Consider the following 18,867-nt stretch of genomic DNA (forward strand, 5'->3'; position numbering starts at 1 on the left):
CCGGGCTGCGACGCCGGTCACCCCGGCATCTCGTGCCATCGGCGCGGGAACCCAGTCGACGAGACGACGAAGAGTAGGGATTGCAGTGGCTGCCGCAGACGCGCTCGCCAAGGTACGCAACATCGGCATCATGGCGCACATCGACGCTGGTAAGACCACGACGACCGAGCGCATCCTGTTCTACACCGGCATCACGTACAAGATCGGTGAAGTCCACGAGGGCGCGGCCGTCATGGACTGGATGGAACAGGAACAGGAACGCGGCATCACCATCACCTCCGCCGCCACGAAGTGCGAGTGGAAGGGCTACACGATCCAGATCATCGACACGCCCGGCCACGTCGACTTCACGGTCGAGGTCGAGCGGTCGCTGCGTGTGCTCGACGGCGCCGTCGCGGTCTACGACGGTGTGGCCGGCGTGGAGCCGCAGACGGAGAACGTGTGGCGGCAGGCGGACAAGTACCACGTCCCGCGCATGTGCTTCGTCAACAAGCTCGACCGGACCGGTGCCGACTTCTTCCGCTGCGTGCAGATGATGATCGACCGGCTCAAGGCCACCCCGCTGGTCCTGCAGATCCCGATCGGCCTCGAGGGCGACCACATCGGTGTCGTCGACCTGATCGGCATGCGGGCCCTCACGTGGCGCGGCGAGACCCAGAAGGGTGAGGACTACGCGGTCGAGGAGATCCCGGCCGACCTCGCCGACCAGGCCGCCGAGTGGCGCGAGAAGCTCGTCGAGACGCTCGCCGACGTCGACGACGCCGTGATGGAGAAGTACCTCGAGGGCGAGGAGCTCTCCGAGGACGAGATCAAGGCCGCCATCCGGCGCGCCACGATCGCCAGCAAGGCCAACCCGGTGCTGTGCGGCTCGGCGTTCAAGAACAAGGGCGTCCAGCCCATGCTCGACGCCGTGGTCGACTTCCTGCCGTCGCCGCTGGACATCCCGGCCATCGAGGGCACCGCGACCGACGGCGAGACGCCGATGCAGCGCAAGCCGTCGAACGACGAGCCCTTCTCGGCCCTGGCCTTCAAGATCCAGACCGACAAGCACCTCGGCAAGCTGACGTACGTCCGGGTCTACTCCGGCACGCTCGAGTCCGGTTCCCAGGTGGTCAACTCCACCAAGGACCGCAAGGAGCGCATCGGCAAGATCTACCAGATGCACGCCAACAAGCGTGAGGAGCGTCAGACCGCGCAGGCCGGCGACATCATCGCCGTCCAGGGTCTGAAGCAGACCACCACCGGCGACACGCTGAGCGACCCGGGCCAGCCGGTCATCCTCGAGTCGATGACCTTCCCCGAGCCGGTCATCCAGGTCGCCATCGAGCCGAAGACCAAGTCGGACCAGGAGAAGCTGGGCACCGCGATCCAGCGTCTGGCCGAGGAGGACCCGACCTTCCGCGTCTTCAACGACGAGGAGACCGGGCAGACCATCATCGCCGGCATGGGCGAGCTCCACCTCGACATCCTCGTCGACCGCATGCGGCGCGAGTTCAACGTCGAGGCGAACATCGGTAAGCCGCAGGTCGCGTACCGCGAGACGATCCGCCGCACGGTGGAGAAGATCGACTACGTGCACAAGAAGCAGACCGGTGGCTCGGGCCAGTACGCGAAGGTCGTCGTCTCGGTCGAGCCGCTCGACATGACGGCGGACGGCCCGACCTACGAGTTCGTCAACGCCGTGACCGGTGGCCGCATCCCCCGGGAGTTCATCCCGTCGGTGGACGCGGGCGCGCAGGACTCGCTGCAGTACGGCGTGCTCGCCGGCTTCCCGCTGGTCGGCGTCAAGCTGACCCTGCTGGACGGTCAGTACCACGAGGTCGACTCCTCCGAGATGGCGTTCAAGATCGCCGGCTCGATGGTCATGAAGGAAGCGGCTCGCAAGGCCGACCCGGCGCTGCTCGAGCCGATGATGTCCGTCGAGGTCACCACGCCCGAGGACAACATGGGCGACGTGATCGGCGACCTCAACTCCCGGCGTGGCATCATCCAGTCGATGGAGGAGCGCTCCGGCGCCCGCGTCGTCAAGGCTCTGGTCCCGCTGTCGGAGATGTTCGGCTACGTCGGCGACCTGCGGTCGAAGACGGCCGGCCGGGCGAGCTACAGCATGCAGTTCGACTCCTACGCCGAGGTGCCCCAGGGCGTGGCGAAGGAGATCATCGCGAAGGCCACCGGCGCCTGATGCGGTGAGGCGCGTGCGGCCTGTCGAGGGCCGCACGCGCACTAGCAGTCGACAGAGTCCCCATCGCCTTATCGGGCGTGCCGGGCGAGAAGAAAACCACAGTCCACAGGAGGACACCAGTGGCGAAGGCGAAGTTCGAGCGGACTAAGCCGCACGTCAACATCGGCACCATTGGTCACATCGACCACGGTAAGACGACGCTGACTGCGGCAATCACCAAGGTCCTGCACGACGAGTACCCGGACCTGAACCCCTACACGCCGTTCGACGAGATCGACAAGGCGCCGGAGGAGAAGGCCCGCGGCATCACGATCTCGATCGCGCACGTCGAGTACCAGACCGCGGCGCGTCACTACGCGCACGTGGACTGCCCCGGCCACGCCGACTACATCAAGAACATGATCACCGGTGCCGCGCAGATGGACGGCGCGATCCTGGTGGTCGCCGCGACCGACGGCCCGATGCCGCAGACCAAGGAGCACGTGCTCCTGGCCCGCCAGGTCGGCGTTCCGTACATCGTCGTCGCCCTGAACAAGAGCGACATGGTCGAGGACGAGGAGCTCCTGGAGCTCGTCGAGCTCGAGGTTCGCGAGCTGCTCAGCACCTACGAGTTCCCCGGCGACGACGTTCCGGTCGTCCGCGTCTCGGCGCTCAAGGCGCTCGAGGGCGACTCGGAGTGGACCGGCAAGCTCCTCGAGCTGATGAACGCGGTCGACACCGCGATCCCGCAGCCCGAGCGTGAGACCGAGAAGCCGTTCCTCATGCCGATCGAGGACGTCTTCACGATCACCGGTCGTGGCACGGTCGTCACCGGTCGCGCCGAGCGTGGCATCCTCAAGCCGAACGAGGAGGTCGAGATCGTCGGCATCCGCGAGAAGTCGACGAAGACCGTCTGCACCGGCATCGAGATGTTCCGCAAGCTGCTCGACGAGGCCCGCGCGGGTGAGAACGTCGGTCTGCTGCTCCGCGGCATCAAGCGCGAGGACGTCGAGCGCGGCATGGTCGTCGTGAAGCCGGGCACCACGACTCCTCACACGGAGTTCGAGGGCCAGGTCTACATCCTCTCGAAGGAGGAGGGCGGCCGGCACACCCCGTTCTTCCAGAACTACCGCCCGCAGTTCTACTTCCGCACCACGGACGTCACCGGCGTCGTCACGCTGCCCGAGGGCACCGAGATGGTCATGCCCGGCGACTCCACCACCATGTCGGTGAAGCTGATCCAGCCCATCGCCATGGAGCAGGGCCTGAAGTTCGCGATCCGTGAGGGTGGCCGCACCGTCGGTGCCGGCACGGTCACGAAGATCAACGTCTGAGTGAACGCTTCCCCACCTCGTGGGGACGCTCACAGGTGACCCCGATTAGCATTGTCGGATTCGATCCGGCATACTAGTCAGGTTGCGTCGCGCAGGGTGGTTGGCTGCCTTTGCAGTACAGGCAGCCAACCACCCTCGCCCGGTGTCCGGCGTGTGTTGTGACAGAGCCGCCGGCCGCCCCGATCCCGACGGATGGGGTCGCTCTTCGGAGCTGATCCACGGGCATGATCGCTCCAGATCCTTGGGGCGGAGCCTGGTTCCCGAGCGCGACACGCCCGACCGCGGGGGTCGGACAACGCAGGATCAACGGTCCTGCGGGCATGCGAGAGCCACCGCTTTCGCAGGTAGCGGCATCGAGAGAAGGAAACAGAAGCCACCATGGCGGGACAGAAGATCCGCATCCGGCTCAAGGCCTATGACCACGAGGTCGTCGACTCCTCGGCGCGGAAGATCGTCGAGACGGTGACGCGGACCGGGGCGCAGGTCGCTGGCCCGGTGCCGCTGCCCACGGAGATCAACCGTTTCTGCGTGATCCGTTCGCCGCACAAGTACAAGGACTCGCGCGAGCACTTCGAGATGCGCACGCACAAGCGTCTGATCGACATCATCGACCCGACTCCGAAGACGGTCGACTCGCTCATGCGCCTCGACCTGCCGGCTGGCGTCGACATCGAGATCAAGCTGTAGGGATCCGGACAATGGACAGGCAAGTTAAGGGGATCCTGGGCGCCAAGCTCGGCATGACCCAGGTCTGGGACAACAACAAGGTCGTCCCGGTGACCGTGGTGCAGGCCGGCCCTTGCGTCGTGACCCAGGTCCGCACCCCCGAAGCAGACGGTTACGCAGCGGTGCAGCTGGCCTACGGCCAGATCGACCCGCGCAAGGTGAACAAGCCCGAGAGCGGTCACTTCGCGAAGGCGGGTGTGTCGCCGCGGCGCCACAAGGTGGAGCTGCGCACCACCGACGCCGGCGAGTACGAGCTCGGCCAGGAGATCACCGTCGAGGCGTTCGAGGCCGGCGCGGCCGTCGACGTCACCGGTAAGACCAAGGGCAAGGGCTACGCCGGTGTCATCAAGCGGCACGGCTTCCACGGCCTGCGCGCGAGCCACGGTGTCGAGCGCAAGCACCGCTCGCCCGGCTCGATCGGCGCCTGCGCGACCCCCGGTCGCGTCTTCAAGGGCGTGCGGATGGCCGGTCGCATGGGTGGCCAGCGCTTCACCGTGCAGAACCTGACCGTGCAGGCGGTCGACGTCGAGAACAACGTGATCCTGGTCAAGGGTGCCGTTCCCGGCCCCAAGGGCGCGCTGATCCTCGTCCGCACCGCCGCCAAGAAGGGTGGTGCGAAGTGAGCTCCGTTGACGTGATCAACGCGGAGGGCGCGAAGGCCGGCTCGGTCGAGCTGCCCGACAGCGTCTTCGACGTGCAGGCGAACATCCCGCTGATGCACCAGGTCGTCGTGGCGCAGCTGGCCGCGGCCCGGCAGGGCACGCACAAGGCCAAGACGCGCGGCGAGGTCGCCGGCGGCGGCAAGAAGCCGTACAAGCAGAAGGGCACCGGTCGCGCCCGCCAGGGCTCGATCCGCGCGCCGCAGTTCACCGGTGGTGGCGTCGTGCACGGCCCCGTGCCGCGCGACTACTCCCAGCGGACGCCCAAGAAGATGAAGGCCGCCGCCCTGCGTGGCGCCCTCTCGGACCGGGCCCGCGAGGGTCGCATCCACGTGGTCGACGCCTTCGTCGCGGGCGAGACCCCGTCGACCAAGGCGGCCGTCGCCACGCTGCGCAAGGTCGCGAAGAGCACCAAGGTGCTGGTCGTGCTGGGCAGCCAGGACGCGACGAACTGGCTGTCGCTGCGCAACGAGGCCACGGTGCACCTGATCGAGGCCGGCCAGCTCAACACGTACGACGTGCTCGTGGCCGACGAGGTCGTGTTCACCAAGGACGCGCTCGACGAGTTCCTGGGCACCTCCGAGACCTCCGAGGAGGCGAACAAGTGAGCACGATCGCCGACCCGCGCGACATCATCCTCGCCCCGGTGGTCTCCGAGAAGAGCTACAGCGTTCTCGACCAGAACTGGTACACGTTCCTCGTCCACCCGGACGCGAACAAGACCCAGATCAAGATCGCGATCCAGCAGATCTTCGACGTCCGCGTGCTGACGGTGAACACCGCGAACCGCGAGGGCAAGCGCAAGCGCACCCGCACCGGCTTCGGTCAGCGCAAGGCAACCAAGCGCGCCATGGTGAAGCTGGCTGACGGTGACCGTATCGAGGCCTTCGGCGGCCCGGTCAGCTAAGGGGTTTGTGAATCATGGCTATCCGTAAGTACAAGCCGACCACGCCGGGCCGCCGCGGCTCGAGCGTCGCCGACTTCGCCGAGATCACCCGGTCCACGCCGGAGAAGTCTCTGGTCGTCCCGCTGCCCAAGAAGGGCGGCCGCAACGTCCACGGCCGGATCACCACCCGGCACCAGGGCGGCGGTCACAAGCGTCAGTACCGCCTGATCGACTTCAAGCGGAACGACAAGGACGGCGTGCCGGCCAAGGTCGCGCACATCGAGTACGACCCGAACCGCACGTCGCGCATCGCGCTGCTGCACTACGCCGACGGCGAGAAGCGCTACATCCTCGCGCCGAAGGACCTGAAGCAGGGCGACCGCGTCGAGTCGGGCGTGGGCGCGGACATCAAGCCGGGCAACAACCTGCCGCTGCGCAACATCCCGGTCGGTACGACGATCCACGGTGTGGAGCTTCGTCCCGGCGGTGGCGCCAAGCTGGCCCGCTCGGCCGGCGTCGGCATCCAGCTGCTGGGCCGCGAGGGCGCGTACGCCACGCTGCGTATGCCCTCCGGCGAGATCCGGCGCGTCGACATCCGCTGCCGCGCGACGGTCGGCGAGATCGGCAACGCCGAGCAGTCGAACATCAACTGGGGCAAGGCCGGCCGCATGCGCTGGAAGGGCAAGCGCCCGACCGTCCGTGGTGTCGCCATGAACCCGATCGACCACCCGCACGGTGGTGGTGAGGGTAAGACCTCCGGTGGTCGCCACCCGGTCAACCCGGCTGGTAAGCCGGAGGGCCGTACCCGCCGCAAGGGCCAGGAGAGCGACAAGCTGATCGTTCGCCGCCGCTACGCCACCCGCAAGCGCGGGTAACGGGAGTTAAGAGATGCCTCGCAGCCTGAAGAAGGGCCCGTTCGTCGACGACCACCTGCTCAAGAAGGTGGAAGTCCAGAACGAGAAGAATTCGAAGAACGTCATCAAGACCTGGTCGCGGCGCTCGACGATCATCCCCGACATGCTCGGGCACACGATCGCCGTGCACGACGGGCGCAAGCACGTCCCGGTGTTCATCTCCGAGGCCATGGTCGGCCACAAGCTCGGCGAGTTCGCTCTGACCCGCACGTTCAAGGGTCACGAGAAGGACGACCGCAAGAGCCGTCGTCGCTAGTCGGATCACGGATAGGAAAGGGGTTACAGCGATGCCAGCAAACAGCGATGTCGCGGCGCTTCCGGGCGCTCGCGCTGTTGCGCGCCACGTGCGCATCTCGCCGAACAAGGCGCGCCGTGTGATCAACCTCGTCCGCGGTCTGCCCGCGAAGGAGGCTCTCACGGTCCTGCAGTTCGCGCCGCAGGCCGCCAGCGAGCAGGTCTACAAGGTGCTCGCCAGCGCGATCGCCAACGCCGAGAACAACGAGCGGCTCGACCCGGACGCGCTCCTGGTCGCCGAGGCGTTCGTCGACGAGGGCCCGACGCTGAAGCGGTTCCGGCCGCGGGCGCAGGGCCGGGCGTACCGGATCCGCAAGCGCACCTGTCACATCACGATCGCGGTGGAGGCCGTCCAGGTCGCCGCTCCGGCCCGCAAGGCCGCCGCGAAGAAGGCCGCTCCGGCCCAGGCGGCTCCGGCCACCGAGGCGAAGCCGGCCGAGTCCCAGAGCACGGAAGGTGCCGAGTAATGGGTCAGAAGGTTCACCCCACCGGGTTCCGGCTCGGCATCTCCACCGACTGGAAGAGCCGCTGGTTCGCGGACAAGCTCTACAAGGACTACATCGGCGAGGACGTCAAGATCCGCCGCATGATGTCCAAGGGCCTCGAGCGCGCCGGCATCTCCAAGGTGGACATCGAGCGCACCCGGGACCGGGTCCGCGTCGACATCCACACCGCCCGGCCGGGCATCGTCATCGGCCGCAAGGGCGCGGAGGCCGACCGCATCCGCGGTGAGCTGGAGAAGCTCACCGGCAAGCAGGTCCAGCTCAACATCCTCGAGGTGAAGAGCCCGGAGTCGGACGCGCAGCTCGTGGCGCAGGGCGTCGCCGAGCAGCTGTCCAGCCGGGTCAGCTTCCGCCGGGCGATGCGCAAGGCCATGCAGTCCGCGATGAAGAACCCGGTCTGCAAGGGCATCCGCGTGCAGGTCTCCGGTCGCCTCGGCGGCGCGGAGATGAGCCGCACGGAGTTCTACCGTGAGGGTCGCGTCCCGCTGCACACGCTGCGCGCCGACATCGAGTACGGCTTCTTCGAGGCCCGTACCACCTTCGGTCGCATCGGCGTGAAGGTCTGGATCTACAAGGGCGACGCCGTTCCGGGTCGCGAGGTCGCCCCCGAGGCGCCCGCGCGTCCGCGCCGGGACCGTGGCGACCGTCCCGACCGTCCGCGTCGTGGTCGTTCCGGCTCGTCCGGCACCACCGCGGGTGGCACCGAGGCCGGCCGGGCCGCGCAGGCGCAGGCCGCCGCCGAGCCGACCGAGACCGCCGCTGCTCCGGCCGCGGCCGAAACGCAGCAGGAGGGCTGACACATGCTGATGCCGCGTAAGCCCCCGAAGGGCTTCCGCAAGCCGCACCACCCGGACCGCCACGGCGCGTCCAAGGGCGGCAACCGGGTGGTCTTCGGCGAGTTCGGTATCCAGGCCCTGGAGCCGGCGTACGTGACGAACCGGCAGATCGAGTCGGCTCGTATCGCCATGACCCGCCACATCAAGCGTGGCGGTAAGGTCTGGATCTCGATCTTCCCGGACCAGGCGCTGACCAAGAAGCCCGCCGAGACCCGCATGGGTTCCGGTAAGGGTTCGCCGGAGTGGTGGGTCGCGAACGTCAAGCCGGGAAGGATTCTCTTCGAGATGTCGTTCCCCAACGAGACGATTGCGCGCGAGGCGATGCGCCGCGCGATTCACAAGCTCCCGATGAAGTGCCGCATCGTGACACGCGAAGTGGGTGAAAGCTGATGGCAGCGGGCGTGAAGCCGGCCGAGCTGCGCGAGCTCTCCGAAGAGGAGCTGGTCTCGCGGCTGCGGGAGGCGAAGGCGGAGCTGTTCAACCTTCGCGTGCAGGGTGCCACCGGGCAGCTCGACAATCACCGTCGGCTGCAGGTGGTCCGCAAGGACATCGCGAGGATCTACACGGTCATGCGGGAACGTGAGCTCGGGCTCTCGGCCGCGCCGAGTGAGGTGACAGCATGAGTGAGAACACGACTGCTGCTCCGCGGGCTCAGCGCAAGACGCGCGAGGGCCTCGTGGTCAGCGACAAGATGGACAAGACGGTTGTCGTCGAGGTCGAGGACCGCGTCAAGCACGCGCTCTACGGCAAGGTCATCCGGCGTACGCGCAAGCTCAAGGTGCACGACGAGCAGAACGCGGCCGGCATCGGCGACCGGGTCCTCATGATGGAGACCCGTCCGCTCTCCGCCACCAAGCGCTGGCGGATCGTGGAGATCCTCGAAAAGGCCAAGTGAGTCTGGCTGGGCCGGCGAGAGCCGGCCCAGCCGACCATCGTTCCGCCAAGCTTCGGACAGCAAGTCTCCGGAGAACTGGCAGACATAGGAGAACCCAGTGATCCAGCAGGAGTCGCGACTGCGCGTCGCCGACAACACGGGTGCCCGAGAGATCCTGTGCATCCGCGTGCTCGGTGGCTCCGGCCGCCGCTACGCGAGCATCGGCGATGTCATCGTGGCCACGGTCAAGGACGCGATCCCGGGCGCGGGTGTGAAGAAGGGTGACGTCGTCAAGGCGGTCATCGTTCGCACCGCCAAGGAGAAGCGCCGTCCCGACGGCTCGTACATCCGCTTCGACGAGAACGCCGCCGTCATCATCAAGGACGGCGGGGACCCCCGCGGTACGCGTATCTTCGGCCCGGTCGGCCGTGAGCTGCGCGACAAGCGGTTCATGAAGATCATCAGCCTGGCGCCGGAGGTGCTCTGACCGTGAAGATCAAGAAGGGCGACACGGTCGTCGTCATCGCCGGCAAGGACAAGGGTGCCAAGGGCAAGGTCATCGCGGCCTTCCCGCGCCAGGACAAGGTCCTCGTCGAGGGCGTCAACCGCATCAAGAAGCACGAGCGCATCCGTACGACGCAGCGCGGTTCGAAGACCGGCGGCATCGTCACGCAGGAAGCCGCCATCCACATCTCGAACGTGCAGATCGTGGACGACCAGGGCAAGCCGACCCGCGTGGGCTACCGCATCGACGAGAACGGCCAGAAGGTCCGGATCGCTCGTACCACCGGTAAGGACCTGTGATGACTGCCGCTACCGAGACCAAGACCCTGCCCCGGCTGAAGCAGAAGTACCGCAGCGAGGTCATCGCCGGGCTTCAGGAGCAGTACAAGTACGGCAACCCCATGCAGGTTCCCGGCCTGGTGAAGGTCGTCGTGAACATGGGTGTGGGCGAGGCCGCCCGCGACGCCAAGCTGATCGACGGCGCCGTGCGGGACCTGACCACCATCACCGGCCAGAAGCCGCTGGTGCGCCGGGCGACCAAGTCCATCGCGCAGTTCAAGCTGCGTGAGGGCATGCCGATCGGCGCGAAGGTCACCCTCCGCAACGACCGCATGTGGGAGTTCCTGGACCGGCTGCTGTCGATCGCGCTGCCGCGTATCCGCGACTTCCGCGGCCTCGACGGGCGCAAGCTCGACGGGCACGGCAACTACACCTTCGGTCTGACCGAGCAGTCGGTGTTCCACGAGATCGACCAGGACCGGATCGACCGGACCCGGGGCATGGACATCACCGTGGTCACCACCGCCAAGACCGACGAGGAGGGCCGGCAGCTGCTCAAGCTTCTGGGCTTCCCGTTCAAGGAGAACTGAGCATGGCTAAGAAGGCCCTGAAGATCAAGGCTGCCGCGAAGCCGAAGTTCGCCGTTCGGGCTTACACCCGGTGCCAGAAGTGCGGTCGCCCGCACTCGGTGTACCGCAAGTTCGGCCTGTGCCGGGTTTGCGTCCGGGACATGGCCCACCGGGGCGAGCTGCCCGGCGTGTCCAAGGCTTCTTGGTAACCCCGACTTCTGTAACACCGCTTCGCCGTAGGCCTGGCCGTATGACCGGGAACCCCGGCGAGAAAGGTTGACGAACACCCATGACGATGACTGACCCGATCGCAGACATGCTCACGCGTCTGCGTAACGCCAACCAGGCGTACCACGACAAGGTGACCATGCCCTTCTCGAAGATCAAGGCGAACATCGCCGAGGTCCTGAAGGCGGAGGGCTACATCGCCTCCTGGTCGGCCGAGGAGCCTGAGGAAGGCGAAGTCGGCAAGCGCCTGGTCGTTGAGCTCAAGTACGGCCAGAGCCGCGAGCGCAGCCTCGCCGGCATCAAGCGCGTGTCCAAGCCCGGCCTGCGGGTTTACGCCAAGTCCGACGAGCTCCCGCGGGTGCTCGGCGGCCTGGGCGTCGCGATCATCTCGACGTCCCAGGGCCTCCTGACTGACAAGCAGGCCCGCAAGCGGAGCGTTGGCGGGGAAGTCCTCGCCTTCGTCTGGTAACGGAGACTAGACATGTCGCGAATCGGACGTAAGTCGATCCCGGTCCCGGCCGGCGTCGACGTCACCATCACGGGCCAGACCGTCAAGGTCAAGGGCCCCAAGGGCGAGCTCTCGCACACCATCGCCGAGCCGATCACCATCGAGAAGGCGGAGAACGGCGAGCTCTCGGTCAACCGCCCCAACGACGAGCGCAAGGCCAAGGAGCTGCACGGCCTCTCGCGTACCCTGGTCGCCAACATGATCGTCGGCGTGACCGAGGGCTACAAGAAGACGCTCGAGATCAACGGCACCGGTTACCGCGTGACCGCCAAGGGCAAGGACCTCGAGTTCGCCCTGGGCTTCTCGCACCCGGTCAACATCGTGCCGCCGGCCGGCATCACCTTCACGGTGGAGCGGCCCACGCAGTTCACGGTGGCCGGCATCGACAAGCAGCTCGTCGGCGAGGTCGCCGCGAACATCCGGAAGATCCGCCCGCCGGAGCCCTACAAGGGCAAGGGCGTCAAGTACCAGGGCGAGGTCATCCGCCGCAAGGCCGGAAAGGCAGGTAAGAAGTGACCGCCACGCTGCTCAAGCGCCGCAACGGCGGCGGGGTCGCCCACAAGCGCTCCGTCGGCAAGGCTCGCCGGCACTTCCGCGTTCGGAAGAACGTCCGCGGCACTGCCGAGCGTCCCCGTCTGGTCGTCTCCCGGTCCACGCGGCACATCACCGCGCAGATCATCGACGACCTCAAGGGTCACACGCTGGCCTCTGCCTCCACGCTCGACGCCTCCCTGCGGGGTACCGAGGGTGACAAGAGCGCTCTGTCCGGCAAGGTCGGAACGCTCCTCGCCGAGCGGGCCAAGGCCGCGGGCGTGTCCAAGGTCGTCTTCGACCGCGGCGGCAACAAGTACGCGGGGCGGATCGCCGCGCTTGCGGACGCCGCCCGCGAAGCCGGACTCGAGTTCTAGGAGGGAATGACCAATGCCTGGTCAGCAGCGCCGAGGCGGCGGGTCCGGCGGTAACAACGAGGGTGGCCGCCGCGACAACCGCCGCGAGGGCGGCCGCGGCAACGCGCCCGTCGAGAAGACCCCGCACCTCGAGCGGGTCGTCGCGATCAACCGTGTCGCGAAGGTCGTGAAGGGTGGTCGTCGCTTCAGCTTCACCGCCCTCGTGATCGTCGGCGACGGTGACGGCACCGTCGGCATCGGATACGGCAAGGCCAAGGAGGTGCCCGCGGCCATCGCCAAGGGTGTCGAGGAGGCCAAGAAGCACTTCTTCAAGGTGCCGCGGATCGGTAACACCATCCCGCACCCGATCACGGGTGAGGCGGCCGCGGGCGTCGTGCTGCTCAAGCCGGCGTCGGCTGGTACCGGTGTCATCGCCGGTGGCCCGGTGCGTGCCGTGCTGGAGTGCGCCGGCATCCACGACATCCTCTCGAAGAGCCTCGGCTCCTCGAACCCGATCAACATCGTGCACGCGACCGTCTCGGCCCTCAAGGGTCTCGAGTCGCCGGAGAAGGTCGCGGCGCGCCGTGGCCTGCCGGTCGAGGACGTCGCGCCCGCGGCCATGCTGGCGGCGCGTGCGGAAGCGGCGGTGCACTGATGGCACGCTTGAAGGTCACCCAGGTCCGGTCCGAGATCGGCCGTAAGCAGAACCAGCGGGACTCCCTGCGGTCGCTCGGCCTGAAGCGGATCAACGATGTGGTGGTCAAGGAGGACCGCCCCGAGATTCGGGGCATGATCTTCACCGTGAGCCACCTCGTCAGTGTCGAGGAGGTCGAGTAATGGCGATCAAGGTCCACCACCTGCGTCCGGCGCCCGGTGCCAAGACCGCGAAGACCCGTGTGGGTCGCGGTGAGGGCTCCAAGGGCAAGACCGCCGGTCGCGGTACCAAGGGCACCGGCGCCCGGAAGAACGTCTCGGCGGCGTTCGAGGGTGGGCAGATGCCCATCCACATGCGCCTGCCGAAGCTGAAGGGCTTCAAGAACAAGAACAAGGTCGTCTTCCAGGTCGTGAACCTGGACCGGCTGGCCGAGCTGTTCCCGAACGGCGGCGAGGTCGGCGTGGCCGAGCTCGTCGAGGCCGGCGCGGTCCGCAAGGGCCAGCTGGTCAAGGTTCTCGGCTCGGGCGAGCTGGGCGGCGTGGCGCTGACGGTGTCGGCCCACGCGTTCAGCGAGTCGGCCAAGGAGAAGATCGCCGCGGCCGGTGGTTCCGTCACCGAGCTGTGATGCTCGCCGGGGGTGCTGGCCTGGTATCAGTGAGATACCGGGCCGGCATCCCCGTTCTGGCGTCTGAACTGGCACAACGCCAGTTCGGGCGCGAGAGCGCAGACAGCCGTTGAGTAGCTCTTCGTCCCCGAGTGCTGCACAAGCGGCGACCGTGCCTCACGACGGGCACGTCAGGCTGTTAGAGTCCGTTCCCAGCTAGGGATATCGGTCGTCCGGACCGATGCCTACCCCCATCCGCCGGTTTCAGGCGGCCACCTCGCGCAGGAGGATGAAGTTGCTCTCCGCCTTTTCCAGTGCGTTCCGGACGCCTGACCTGCGCAAGAAACTGCTGTTCACAGTAGCGATCATCGCGGTCTACCGGCTCGGTGCGACTTTGCCCAGCCCGGGTGTGTCCTACACCAACGTGCAGAACTGCCTCGAGGCGGTCAACGACCAGAACGCCGGCGGCGGGGTGCTCAACCTGCTGAACCTGTTCTCCGGTGGCGCGCTGCTGCAACTGTCGGTCTTTGCGCTGGGCATCATGCCCTACATCACCGCCTCCATCATTCTCCAGCTGCTGACGGTCGTGATCCCCCGGCTCGAGCAGCTCCGCAAGGAGGGGCAGAGCGGTCAGGCGAAGATCACGCAGTACACGCGTTATCTGACCCTGGGTCTCGCCATTCTGCAGTCCTCGGCCTTCGTGGCGCTGGCCCGCTCCGGTCAGCTCTTCGCCAACGCGTGCCCGCAGGACCAGGCCAACCTGCAGATCATCCCGGAGAACACCGGCCTGCCGCTGTGGCTCACGCTGGTCATGCTCATCGTCACGATGACCGCCGGCACCGGCGTCGTCATGTGGCTGGGCGAGCTGATCACCGACCGCGGCGTCGGCAACGGCATGTCCGTCCTGATCTTCACCTCGATCGCCGCGCGCCTTCCCGGCGAGGGCTGGACGATCAAGGAGAGCAGCGGCTGGGGCAAGTTCTGGCTCGTCATCGCGCTGGTGCTGCTGGTCATCTGCGCGGTCGTCTTCATCGAGCAGGCGCAGCGCCGCATCCCGGTGCAGTACGCGAAGCGCATGATCGGCCGGCGCATGTACGGCGGCACCTCGACGTACATCCCGCTCAAGGTCAACCAGGCCGGCGTCGTGCCGGTGATCTTCGCGTCGTCGCTGCTCTACCTGCCGCAGCTGTACCTGCAGTTCTTCGACCCGAACAACCTCAAGGGCTACCAGCAGTGGATCCAGAACAACCTGGCGAACCCGAGCCACTGGATCTACATCACGACGTACTTCCTGCTGATCATCTTCTTCACGTACTTCTACGTCTCGATCACGTTCAACCCGACCGAGGTCGCGGAGAACATGAAGAAGTACGGTGGGTTCGTACCGGGCATCCGGCCCGGTAAGCCGACCGCCGACTACCTGGACTTCATCCTGAGCCGGATCACGCTGCCGGGTGCGCTCTACCTGGGTCTGATCTCGGTCCTGCCGAACTTCTTCTTCATCTGGCTGAACAGCCAGCAGTACCAGAACTTCCCGTTCGGTGGTACCGCGGTGCTGATCATGGTCGGTGTGGGTCTGGAGACGGTCAAGCAGATCGAGAGCCAGCTGATGCAGCGCAACTACGAAGGGTTCCTCCGGTAGTGGGGGCGCGGAGCCGGGGGGCTCTCGCGTCCAAGGTTTGCGAGGCTCGTTCTCACCGAAGCGAGGCGATGTAGGTGCGGCTGGTACTGGTGGGCCCTCCGGGGGCCGGCAAGGGGACCCAGGCTGAGTTCATCGCTGCCCATCTCGCCGTACCGAAGATCTCGACCGGTGACATCTTCCGGGCCAACGTCTCCCAGGGCACGCCGCTGGGCCTCGAGGCCAAGCGGTACATGGACGCCGGGAACCTCGTCCCCGACGAGGTGACCATCAACATGGTCCGGGACCGGCTCGCCGAGCCCGACGCGGCCGACGGCTTCCTGCTGGACGGCTTCCCGCGGACCGTCCCGCAGGCGTCGGCGCTCGACAAGCTGCTGGCCGACCTCGGCACGGCGCTCGACCTGGTCATGGAGCTGGTGGTCGACGACGACGAGGTCATCCGGCGGCTGTCGGGGCGGCGCACGTGCCGGGGCTGCGGCAAGATCTGGCACGTGGAGTTCGACCCCACGAGCAAGGAGAACATCTGCGACAGGTGTGGCTCCGAGCTCTTCCAGCGGGACGACGACCGGGCCGAGACGATCGCCAACCGGCTCGTGGAGTACGCCGACAAGACGGCGCCCCTGGTCGACTTCTACGGGGCCCAGGGCAAGCTGGTGGGCATCGACGCGACCGGCCCGGTCGAGGACGTCACCGTGCGTGCCATCGACGCGCTGCGGTCGTACGGAGGCTGAGCGAGCATGCGCCGCGAGCAGCTGGACATTCAGCTAAAGACCCCCGAGCAGATCGAGCTCATGCGCGGCGCCGGCCTCGTCGTCGCCGCCGCGCTGCAGGCGATGCGCGAGGCGGTGGCGCCGGGCATCTCCACGGGTGAGCTCGACGCCATCGCGGAGAAGGTCATCCGGGACGCCGGGGCGGTCCCGTCGTTCAAGGGCTACCACGGCTTCCCGGCCTCGATCTGCGCCTCGGTCAACAACCAGGTGGTGCACGGCATCCCGTCCACCGAGCAGGTGCTGCGCGAGGGCGACCTGATTTCGCTCGACTGCGGCGCGATTCTCGAGGGCTGGCACGGCGACTCGGCCATCACGGTCGGCGTCGGCGAGACCGATCCGCAGCTGCTCAAGCTGGCCGAGGTGGCCGAGGACTCGATGTGGGCCGGCATCGCCGCCGCGGCGCGCGGTGCGGCCAACGGGCGGGGCCGGCTGACCGACATCTCGTTCAACGTCGAGAAGACGGTGCGCAAGGCCGGGCGCTACGGGATCGTGGACGGCTACGGCGGGCACGGCATCGGCACCGAGATGCACCAGGACCCGCACGTGCTCAATCACGGCAAGCCCGGCAAGGGGCCGAAGCTGGTCCCCGGCCTGGCGCTGGCCATCGAGCCGATGATCACGATGGGCTCGCCGCGGACGGCCGAGCTGTCCGACGGCTGGACGGTCGTCACGCGCGACGGGTCGATCGCCGCCCACGTGGAGCACACGATGGCGATCCTCGAGGACGGCGTCTGGGTGACCACGGCGCCGGACGGCGGCCGGGCGCGCCTGGGCGACCTCGTCACGGCCCGGCAAGAGGCCGTTGGCTCCCACTCGGAGTAAAAGCGCCGGGGTGGCATGCTAGGAGCCATGGGGCGCGAGGAGATGCGGGCGGGCGACGACGACCGCGAGGCAGTGGCGGCGAGGCTCAAGGAGGCGCTCGATCAGGGGCGCCTCGACCTTCACGAGTACGACGAGCGGCTCCAGCGCGTGTACGGCGCCAAGACCTACGGCGAGCTGGAGACCGTGACCACCGACCTGCCCGGCACCGTCCCCCCGCGGCAGGCCCGGGTCGCGACGCCCCAGCCGGCGACCGCGGTCGGCAAGCGGCCGCCCTACCTCACCGGTTACGCGGGCGTGGTCGTGGTCTGCGTGATCATCTGGCTGCTGTCGAGCCTCGGCTCGGGTCACTGGCAGTACCCGTGGCCCGCCTGGATGCTGATTCCGCTGGTCTGGAGCTTCGTCGGGCGTTCCCGCGGCCACGGGCGCTGAGCGGGCCGGCCGACATGGAGCGCGATCGGATGCGGGCCGGCGACGGCGACCGTCAGGCCGTCGCGGAGCAGCTGCGCGGGGCCCTGGACGAGGGGCGGCTCGAGCTGCACGAGTACGACGACCGGCTCCAGCGCGCGTACGGCGCCAAGACCTACGGGGAGCTGGCGGAGCTGGTCGAGGATCTGCCGGCGGCCGTGGTGCCCGTGCCCCGGCCGCCCGCGACGCCGCAGCACCTGGATCCCCGCACCGATCGGGAGCTGACAGCCCGCTGGCTCGCGGAGATCTGGGGCAGCTGGGTCTCCGTCAACGCCATCATGGTCGTGATCTGGCTGGTGACCGTCATCGGGAGCGGTGAGCTGAGTTACTTCTGGCCGGTCTGGGTGGCCGGTCCGTGGGGCGCGGTGCTCGTCTGGCAGACGGTGGCGGGGCTGGCGAGCGGGCAGCCGCGCCTGCAGGCGGAGAAGAAGGCCCGTAAACGAGCCGCGAAGCTCGAGCGGAAGGCCGCGAAGGACGACCGGCGCGGGGAGATTGCCCCCTGACGCGTCGTTTGTCCGGGCGCCGACACACCCGACCCCGGGTTACGAGGGGCTCGGTTTGGTGTCGATGCGAGGGCGCGCGTACACTGGCTAGCTGGCGCACAGCGTCCACTCCGGCATGTCATCAAGCGCTTCTGGTGAGCGCCGGAGCCGCGGCTGGTCCCAGGCCCCCGGTGATCCGGGGATCGGGGATGAACGTTGTGAGCTTGCCCCAAGAACCCGATGTCAGGTAGCGGAGGACATGCCTAAGAAAGACGGAGCCATCGAGATCGAAGGCCGAGTGATCGAGCCCCTGCCGAACGCCATGTTCCGCGTGGAGCTCGCCAATGGTCACAAGGTGCTCGCACACATCTCCGGCAAGATGCGGCAGCACTACATCCGCATCCTTCCCGAGGACAGGGTCGTCGTCGAGCTTTCGCCGTACGACCTGACCCGTGGGCGCATCGTCTACCGCTACAAGTGACCTTGTCCCGGCGGCGACGCCGGGTGAGTTCTTGCAACGGGGTCGCGGGGATCTGTTCCCGTCCGACTGAGAGTTAAGGCAAACCGTGAAGGTCAAGCCGAGCGTCAAGCGGATCTGCAACAACTGCCGGGTCATCCGGCGGCACGGCCGCGTCATGGTCATCTGCAAGTCCGACGCGCGTCACAAGCAGCGCCAGGGCTGATCCCAGCCTGGCTCTGCCAGATCCGTACCACATGCACAAGCCCGTTCCAGCCGCTGTCACCGCAGCGTCGTTCCGCGACGCGTCGATGACGTGCGGTTCCACCCCCGGTCGGAGGCCGGGGCCCGCCCGGGCAGGCGGGGTGGTCCGGGCACAGACCTCCGTGAGACATCTGAGGAGTTAGCCCACTTATGGCACGACTCGTCGGCGTCGATCTTCCCCGCGAGAAGCGGATGGAGATCGCGCTCACCTACATCTTCGGCATCGGGCGCACCCGTGCCGTCGAGGCGCTTACCGCCACCGCGATTGACCTGAACAAGCGCGCCAAGGACCTCACGGACGAGGAGCTGGTCCAGCTCCGCGACTACATCGAGGCCAACTTCAAGGTTGAGGGTGACCTGCGCCGCGAGGTCGCCGCGGACATCCGCCGCAAGGTCGAGATCGGCTGCTACGCCGGCATCCGTCACCGCCGGGGTCTCCCCGTGCGGGGTCAGCGCACCCGGACCAACGCGCGTACGCGCAAGGGCCCGAAGCGCACTGTTGCTGGCAAGAAGAAGCCCGGTCGGAAGTAATAGGAGCGCACTGACT

Annotated in this window: 31 protein-coding genes; all 31 read left to right on the top strand. The window is 67.5% G+C overall.

What is annotated here, in order from left to right; translation table 11 throughout:
- Positions 1-85 precede the first annotated feature (85 nt).
- The 31 genes from fusA to rpsM all read left to right on the top strand — a co-directional run bounded on the left by fusA (position 86) and on the right by rpsM (position 18,851).
- Positions 86-2,182: an elongation factor G gene (gene fusA, locus RAN62_RS19520; protein ID WP_305786116.1), complete on the top strand. Its 2,097-nt coding sequence runs from the start codon at positions 86-88 to the stop codon at positions 2,180-2,182.
- A 119-nt stretch (positions 2,183-2,301) separates the two neighbouring features.
- Complete coding sequence (gene tuf / locus RAN62_RS19525; RefSeq protein WP_305786117.1) at positions 2,302-3,495, top strand: elongation factor Tu; 1,194 nt, start codon at positions 2,302-2,304, stop codon at positions 3,493-3,495.
- A gap of 378 nt (positions 3,496-3,873) precedes the next feature.
- Positions 3,874-4,182: a 30S ribosomal protein S10 gene (gene rpsJ / locus RAN62_RS19530; RefSeq protein ID WP_007073037.1), complete on the top strand. Its 309-nt coding sequence runs from the start codon at positions 3,874-3,876 to the stop codon at positions 4,180-4,182.
- Between the two features lie 11 nt (positions 4,183-4,193).
- Positions 4,194-4,844 carry a 50S ribosomal protein L3 gene (gene rplC / locus RAN62_RS19535; RefSeq protein WP_305786118.1) on the top strand — a complete coding sequence of 217 codons (651 nt, stop codon included), beginning with the start codon at positions 4,194-4,196 and terminating at the stop codon, positions 4,842-4,844.
- The gene (rplD, locus tag RAN62_RS19540) at positions 4,841-5,488 is read left to right on the top strand and encodes a 50S ribosomal protein L4 (RefSeq protein WP_305786119.1); all 648 of its coding nucleotides are present in this window, start codon (positions 4,841-4,843) and stop codon (positions 5,486-5,488) included. The genes rplC and rplD overlap by 4 nt, the downstream gene beginning before the upstream one ends.
- Positions 5,485-5,787 (top strand): 50S ribosomal protein L23, encoded by a 303-nt coding sequence (gene rplW, locus RAN62_RS19545; protein WP_305786120.1) that lies wholly within the window; start codon positions 5,485-5,487, stop codon positions 5,785-5,787. Before rplD ends, rplW begins: the two co-directional genes overlap by 4 nt.
- Before the next feature lie 14 nt (positions 5,788-5,801).
- The gene (gene rplB, locus RAN62_RS19550; protein ID WP_305786121.1) at positions 5,802-6,641 is read left to right on the top strand and encodes a 50S ribosomal protein L2; all 840 of its coding nucleotides are present in this window, start codon (positions 5,802-5,804) and stop codon (positions 6,639-6,641) included.
- Between the two features lie 13 nt (positions 6,642-6,654).
- The gene (gene rpsS, locus RAN62_RS19555; protein WP_067696121.1) at positions 6,655-6,936 is read left to right on the top strand and encodes a 30S ribosomal protein S19; all 282 of its coding nucleotides are present in this window, start codon (positions 6,655-6,657) and stop codon (positions 6,934-6,936) included.
- Positions 6,937-6,967: 31 nt separating this feature from the next.
- Positions 6,968-7,441, top strand: a complete 474-nt coding sequence (gene rplV, locus RAN62_RS19560) for a 50S ribosomal protein L22 (protein ID WP_305786122.1) — start codon at positions 6,968-6,970, stop codon at positions 7,439-7,441.
- On the top strand, positions 7,441-8,274 hold the full coding sequence (rpsC, locus tag RAN62_RS19565; RefSeq protein ID WP_305786123.1) for a 30S ribosomal protein S3: 834 nt from the start codon (positions 7,441-7,443) through the stop codon (positions 8,272-8,274). The genes rplV and rpsC overlap by 1 nt, the downstream gene beginning before the upstream one ends.
- Positions 8,275-8,277: 3 nt before the next feature.
- On the top strand, positions 8,278-8,703 hold the full coding sequence (gene rplP, locus RAN62_RS19570) for a 50S ribosomal protein L16 (RefSeq protein WP_015618999.1): 426 nt from the start codon (positions 8,278-8,280) through the stop codon (positions 8,701-8,703).
- Positions 8,703-8,936, top strand: coding sequence for a 50S ribosomal protein L29 (rpmC, locus tag RAN62_RS19575; protein ID WP_305786124.1), 234 nt, complete (start codon positions 8,703-8,705; stop codon positions 8,934-8,936). Before rplP ends, rpmC begins: the two co-directional genes overlap by 1 nt.
- Positions 8,933-9,208 (top strand): 30S ribosomal protein S17, encoded by a 276-nt coding sequence (rpsQ, locus tag RAN62_RS19580; protein ID WP_305786125.1) that lies wholly within the window; start codon positions 8,933-8,935, stop codon positions 9,206-9,208. The genes rpmC and rpsQ overlap by 4 nt, the downstream gene beginning before the upstream one ends.
- Before the next feature lie 97 nt (positions 9,209-9,305).
- The gene (rplN, locus tag RAN62_RS19585) at positions 9,306-9,674 is read left to right on the top strand and encodes a 50S ribosomal protein L14 (RefSeq protein WP_015619002.1); all 369 of its coding nucleotides are present in this window, start codon (positions 9,306-9,308) and stop codon (positions 9,672-9,674) included.
- The gene (rplX, locus tag RAN62_RS19590) at positions 9,671-9,991 is read left to right on the top strand and encodes a 50S ribosomal protein L24 (protein WP_305786192.1); all 321 of its coding nucleotides are present in this window, start codon (positions 9,671-9,673) and stop codon (positions 9,989-9,991) included. Before rplN ends, rplX begins: the two co-directional genes overlap by 4 nt.
- Positions 9,991-10,560, top strand: coding sequence for a 50S ribosomal protein L5 (rplE, locus tag RAN62_RS19595; protein WP_305786126.1), 570 nt, complete (start codon positions 9,991-9,993; stop codon positions 10,558-10,560). Before rplX ends, rplE begins: the two co-directional genes overlap by 1 nt.
- Positions 10,561-10,562: 2 nt before the next feature.
- Positions 10,563-10,748 carry a type Z 30S ribosomal protein S14 gene (locus tag RAN62_RS19600; RefSeq protein ID WP_305786127.1) on the top strand — a complete coding sequence of 62 codons (186 nt, stop codon included), beginning with the start codon at positions 10,563-10,565 and terminating at the stop codon, positions 10,746-10,748.
- An 80-nt stretch (positions 10,749-10,828) separates the two neighbouring features.
- Positions 10,829-11,236 (top strand): 30S ribosomal protein S8, encoded by a 408-nt coding sequence (gene rpsH, locus RAN62_RS19605; protein ID WP_305786128.1) that lies wholly within the window; start codon positions 10,829-10,831, stop codon positions 11,234-11,236.
- Between the two features lie 12 nt (positions 11,237-11,248).
- The gene (gene rplF, locus RAN62_RS19610; protein WP_305786129.1) at positions 11,249-11,791 is read left to right on the top strand and encodes a 50S ribosomal protein L6; all 543 of its coding nucleotides are present in this window, start codon (positions 11,249-11,251) and stop codon (positions 11,789-11,791) included.
- Positions 11,788-12,183, top strand: coding sequence for a 50S ribosomal protein L18 (gene rplR, locus RAN62_RS19615; protein WP_438874518.1), 396 nt, complete (start codon positions 11,788-11,790; stop codon positions 12,181-12,183). The genes rplF and rplR overlap by 4 nt, the downstream gene beginning before the upstream one ends.
- Before the next feature lie 13 nt (positions 12,184-12,196).
- The gene (gene rpsE / locus RAN62_RS19620) at positions 12,197-12,817 is read left to right on the top strand and encodes a 30S ribosomal protein S5 (protein WP_305786130.1); all 621 of its coding nucleotides are present in this window, start codon (positions 12,197-12,199) and stop codon (positions 12,815-12,817) included.
- On the top strand, positions 12,817-12,999 hold the full coding sequence (gene rpmD, locus RAN62_RS19625; protein WP_305786131.1) for a 50S ribosomal protein L30: 183 nt from the start codon (positions 12,817-12,819) through the stop codon (positions 12,997-12,999). Before rpsE ends, rpmD begins: the two co-directional genes overlap by 1 nt.
- Positions 12,999-13,442, top strand: coding sequence for a 50S ribosomal protein L15 (rplO, locus tag RAN62_RS19630; protein WP_305786132.1), 444 nt, complete (start codon positions 12,999-13,001; stop codon positions 13,440-13,442). Before rpmD ends, rplO begins: the two co-directional genes overlap by 1 nt.
- Positions 13,443-13,716: 274 nt before the next feature.
- The gene (secY, locus tag RAN62_RS19635; protein WP_305786194.1) at positions 13,717-15,063 is read left to right on the top strand and encodes a preprotein translocase subunit SecY; all 1,347 of its coding nucleotides are present in this window, start codon (positions 13,717-13,719) and stop codon (positions 15,061-15,063) included.
- Between the two features lie 74 nt (positions 15,064-15,137).
- A complete protein-coding gene (locus tag RAN62_RS19640; protein ID WP_015619013.1) occupies positions 15,138-15,791 on the top strand; it encodes an adenylate kinase in 654 nt (217 codons plus the stop codon).
- A 6-nt stretch (positions 15,792-15,797) separates the two neighbouring features.
- Complete coding sequence (gene map, locus RAN62_RS19645; RefSeq protein WP_305786133.1) at positions 15,798-16,652, top strand: type I methionyl aminopeptidase; 855 nt, start codon at positions 15,798-15,800, stop codon at positions 16,650-16,652.
- A 27-nt stretch (positions 16,653-16,679) separates the two neighbouring features.
- Entirely contained in the window at positions 16,680-17,081 is a 402-nt protein-coding gene (locus tag RAN62_RS19650) for a DUF1707 SHOCT-like domain-containing protein (protein ID WP_305786134.1), read from the top strand.
- Positions 17,082-17,110: 29 nt separating this feature from the next.
- Complete coding sequence (locus tag RAN62_RS19655; protein WP_438874523.1) at positions 17,111-17,620, top strand: DUF1707 SHOCT-like domain-containing protein; 510 nt, start codon at positions 17,111-17,113, stop codon at positions 17,618-17,620.
- A gap of 238 nt (positions 17,621-17,858) precedes the next feature.
- Complete coding sequence (infA, locus tag RAN62_RS19660) at positions 17,859-18,080, top strand: translation initiation factor IF-1 (protein WP_007073013.1); 222 nt, start codon at positions 17,859-17,861, stop codon at positions 18,078-18,080.
- 85 nt (positions 18,081-18,165) lie between these two features.
- Positions 18,166-18,282, top strand: coding sequence for a 50S ribosomal protein L36 (gene rpmJ, locus RAN62_RS19665; RefSeq protein ID WP_305786136.1), 117 nt, complete (start codon positions 18,166-18,168; stop codon positions 18,280-18,282).
- A 188-nt stretch (positions 18,283-18,470) separates the two neighbouring features.
- Positions 18,471-18,851, top strand: a complete 381-nt coding sequence (rpsM, locus tag RAN62_RS19670) for a 30S ribosomal protein S13 (protein ID WP_305786137.1) — start codon at positions 18,471-18,473, stop codon at positions 18,849-18,851.
- Positions 18,852-18,867 lie beyond the last annotated feature (16 nt).

This window comes from Symbioplanes lichenis, assembly GCF_030709675.1.
Classification (GTDB): Bacteria; Actinomycetota; Actinomycetes; order Mycobacteriales; family Micromonosporaceae; genus Actinoplanes; species Actinoplanes lichenis.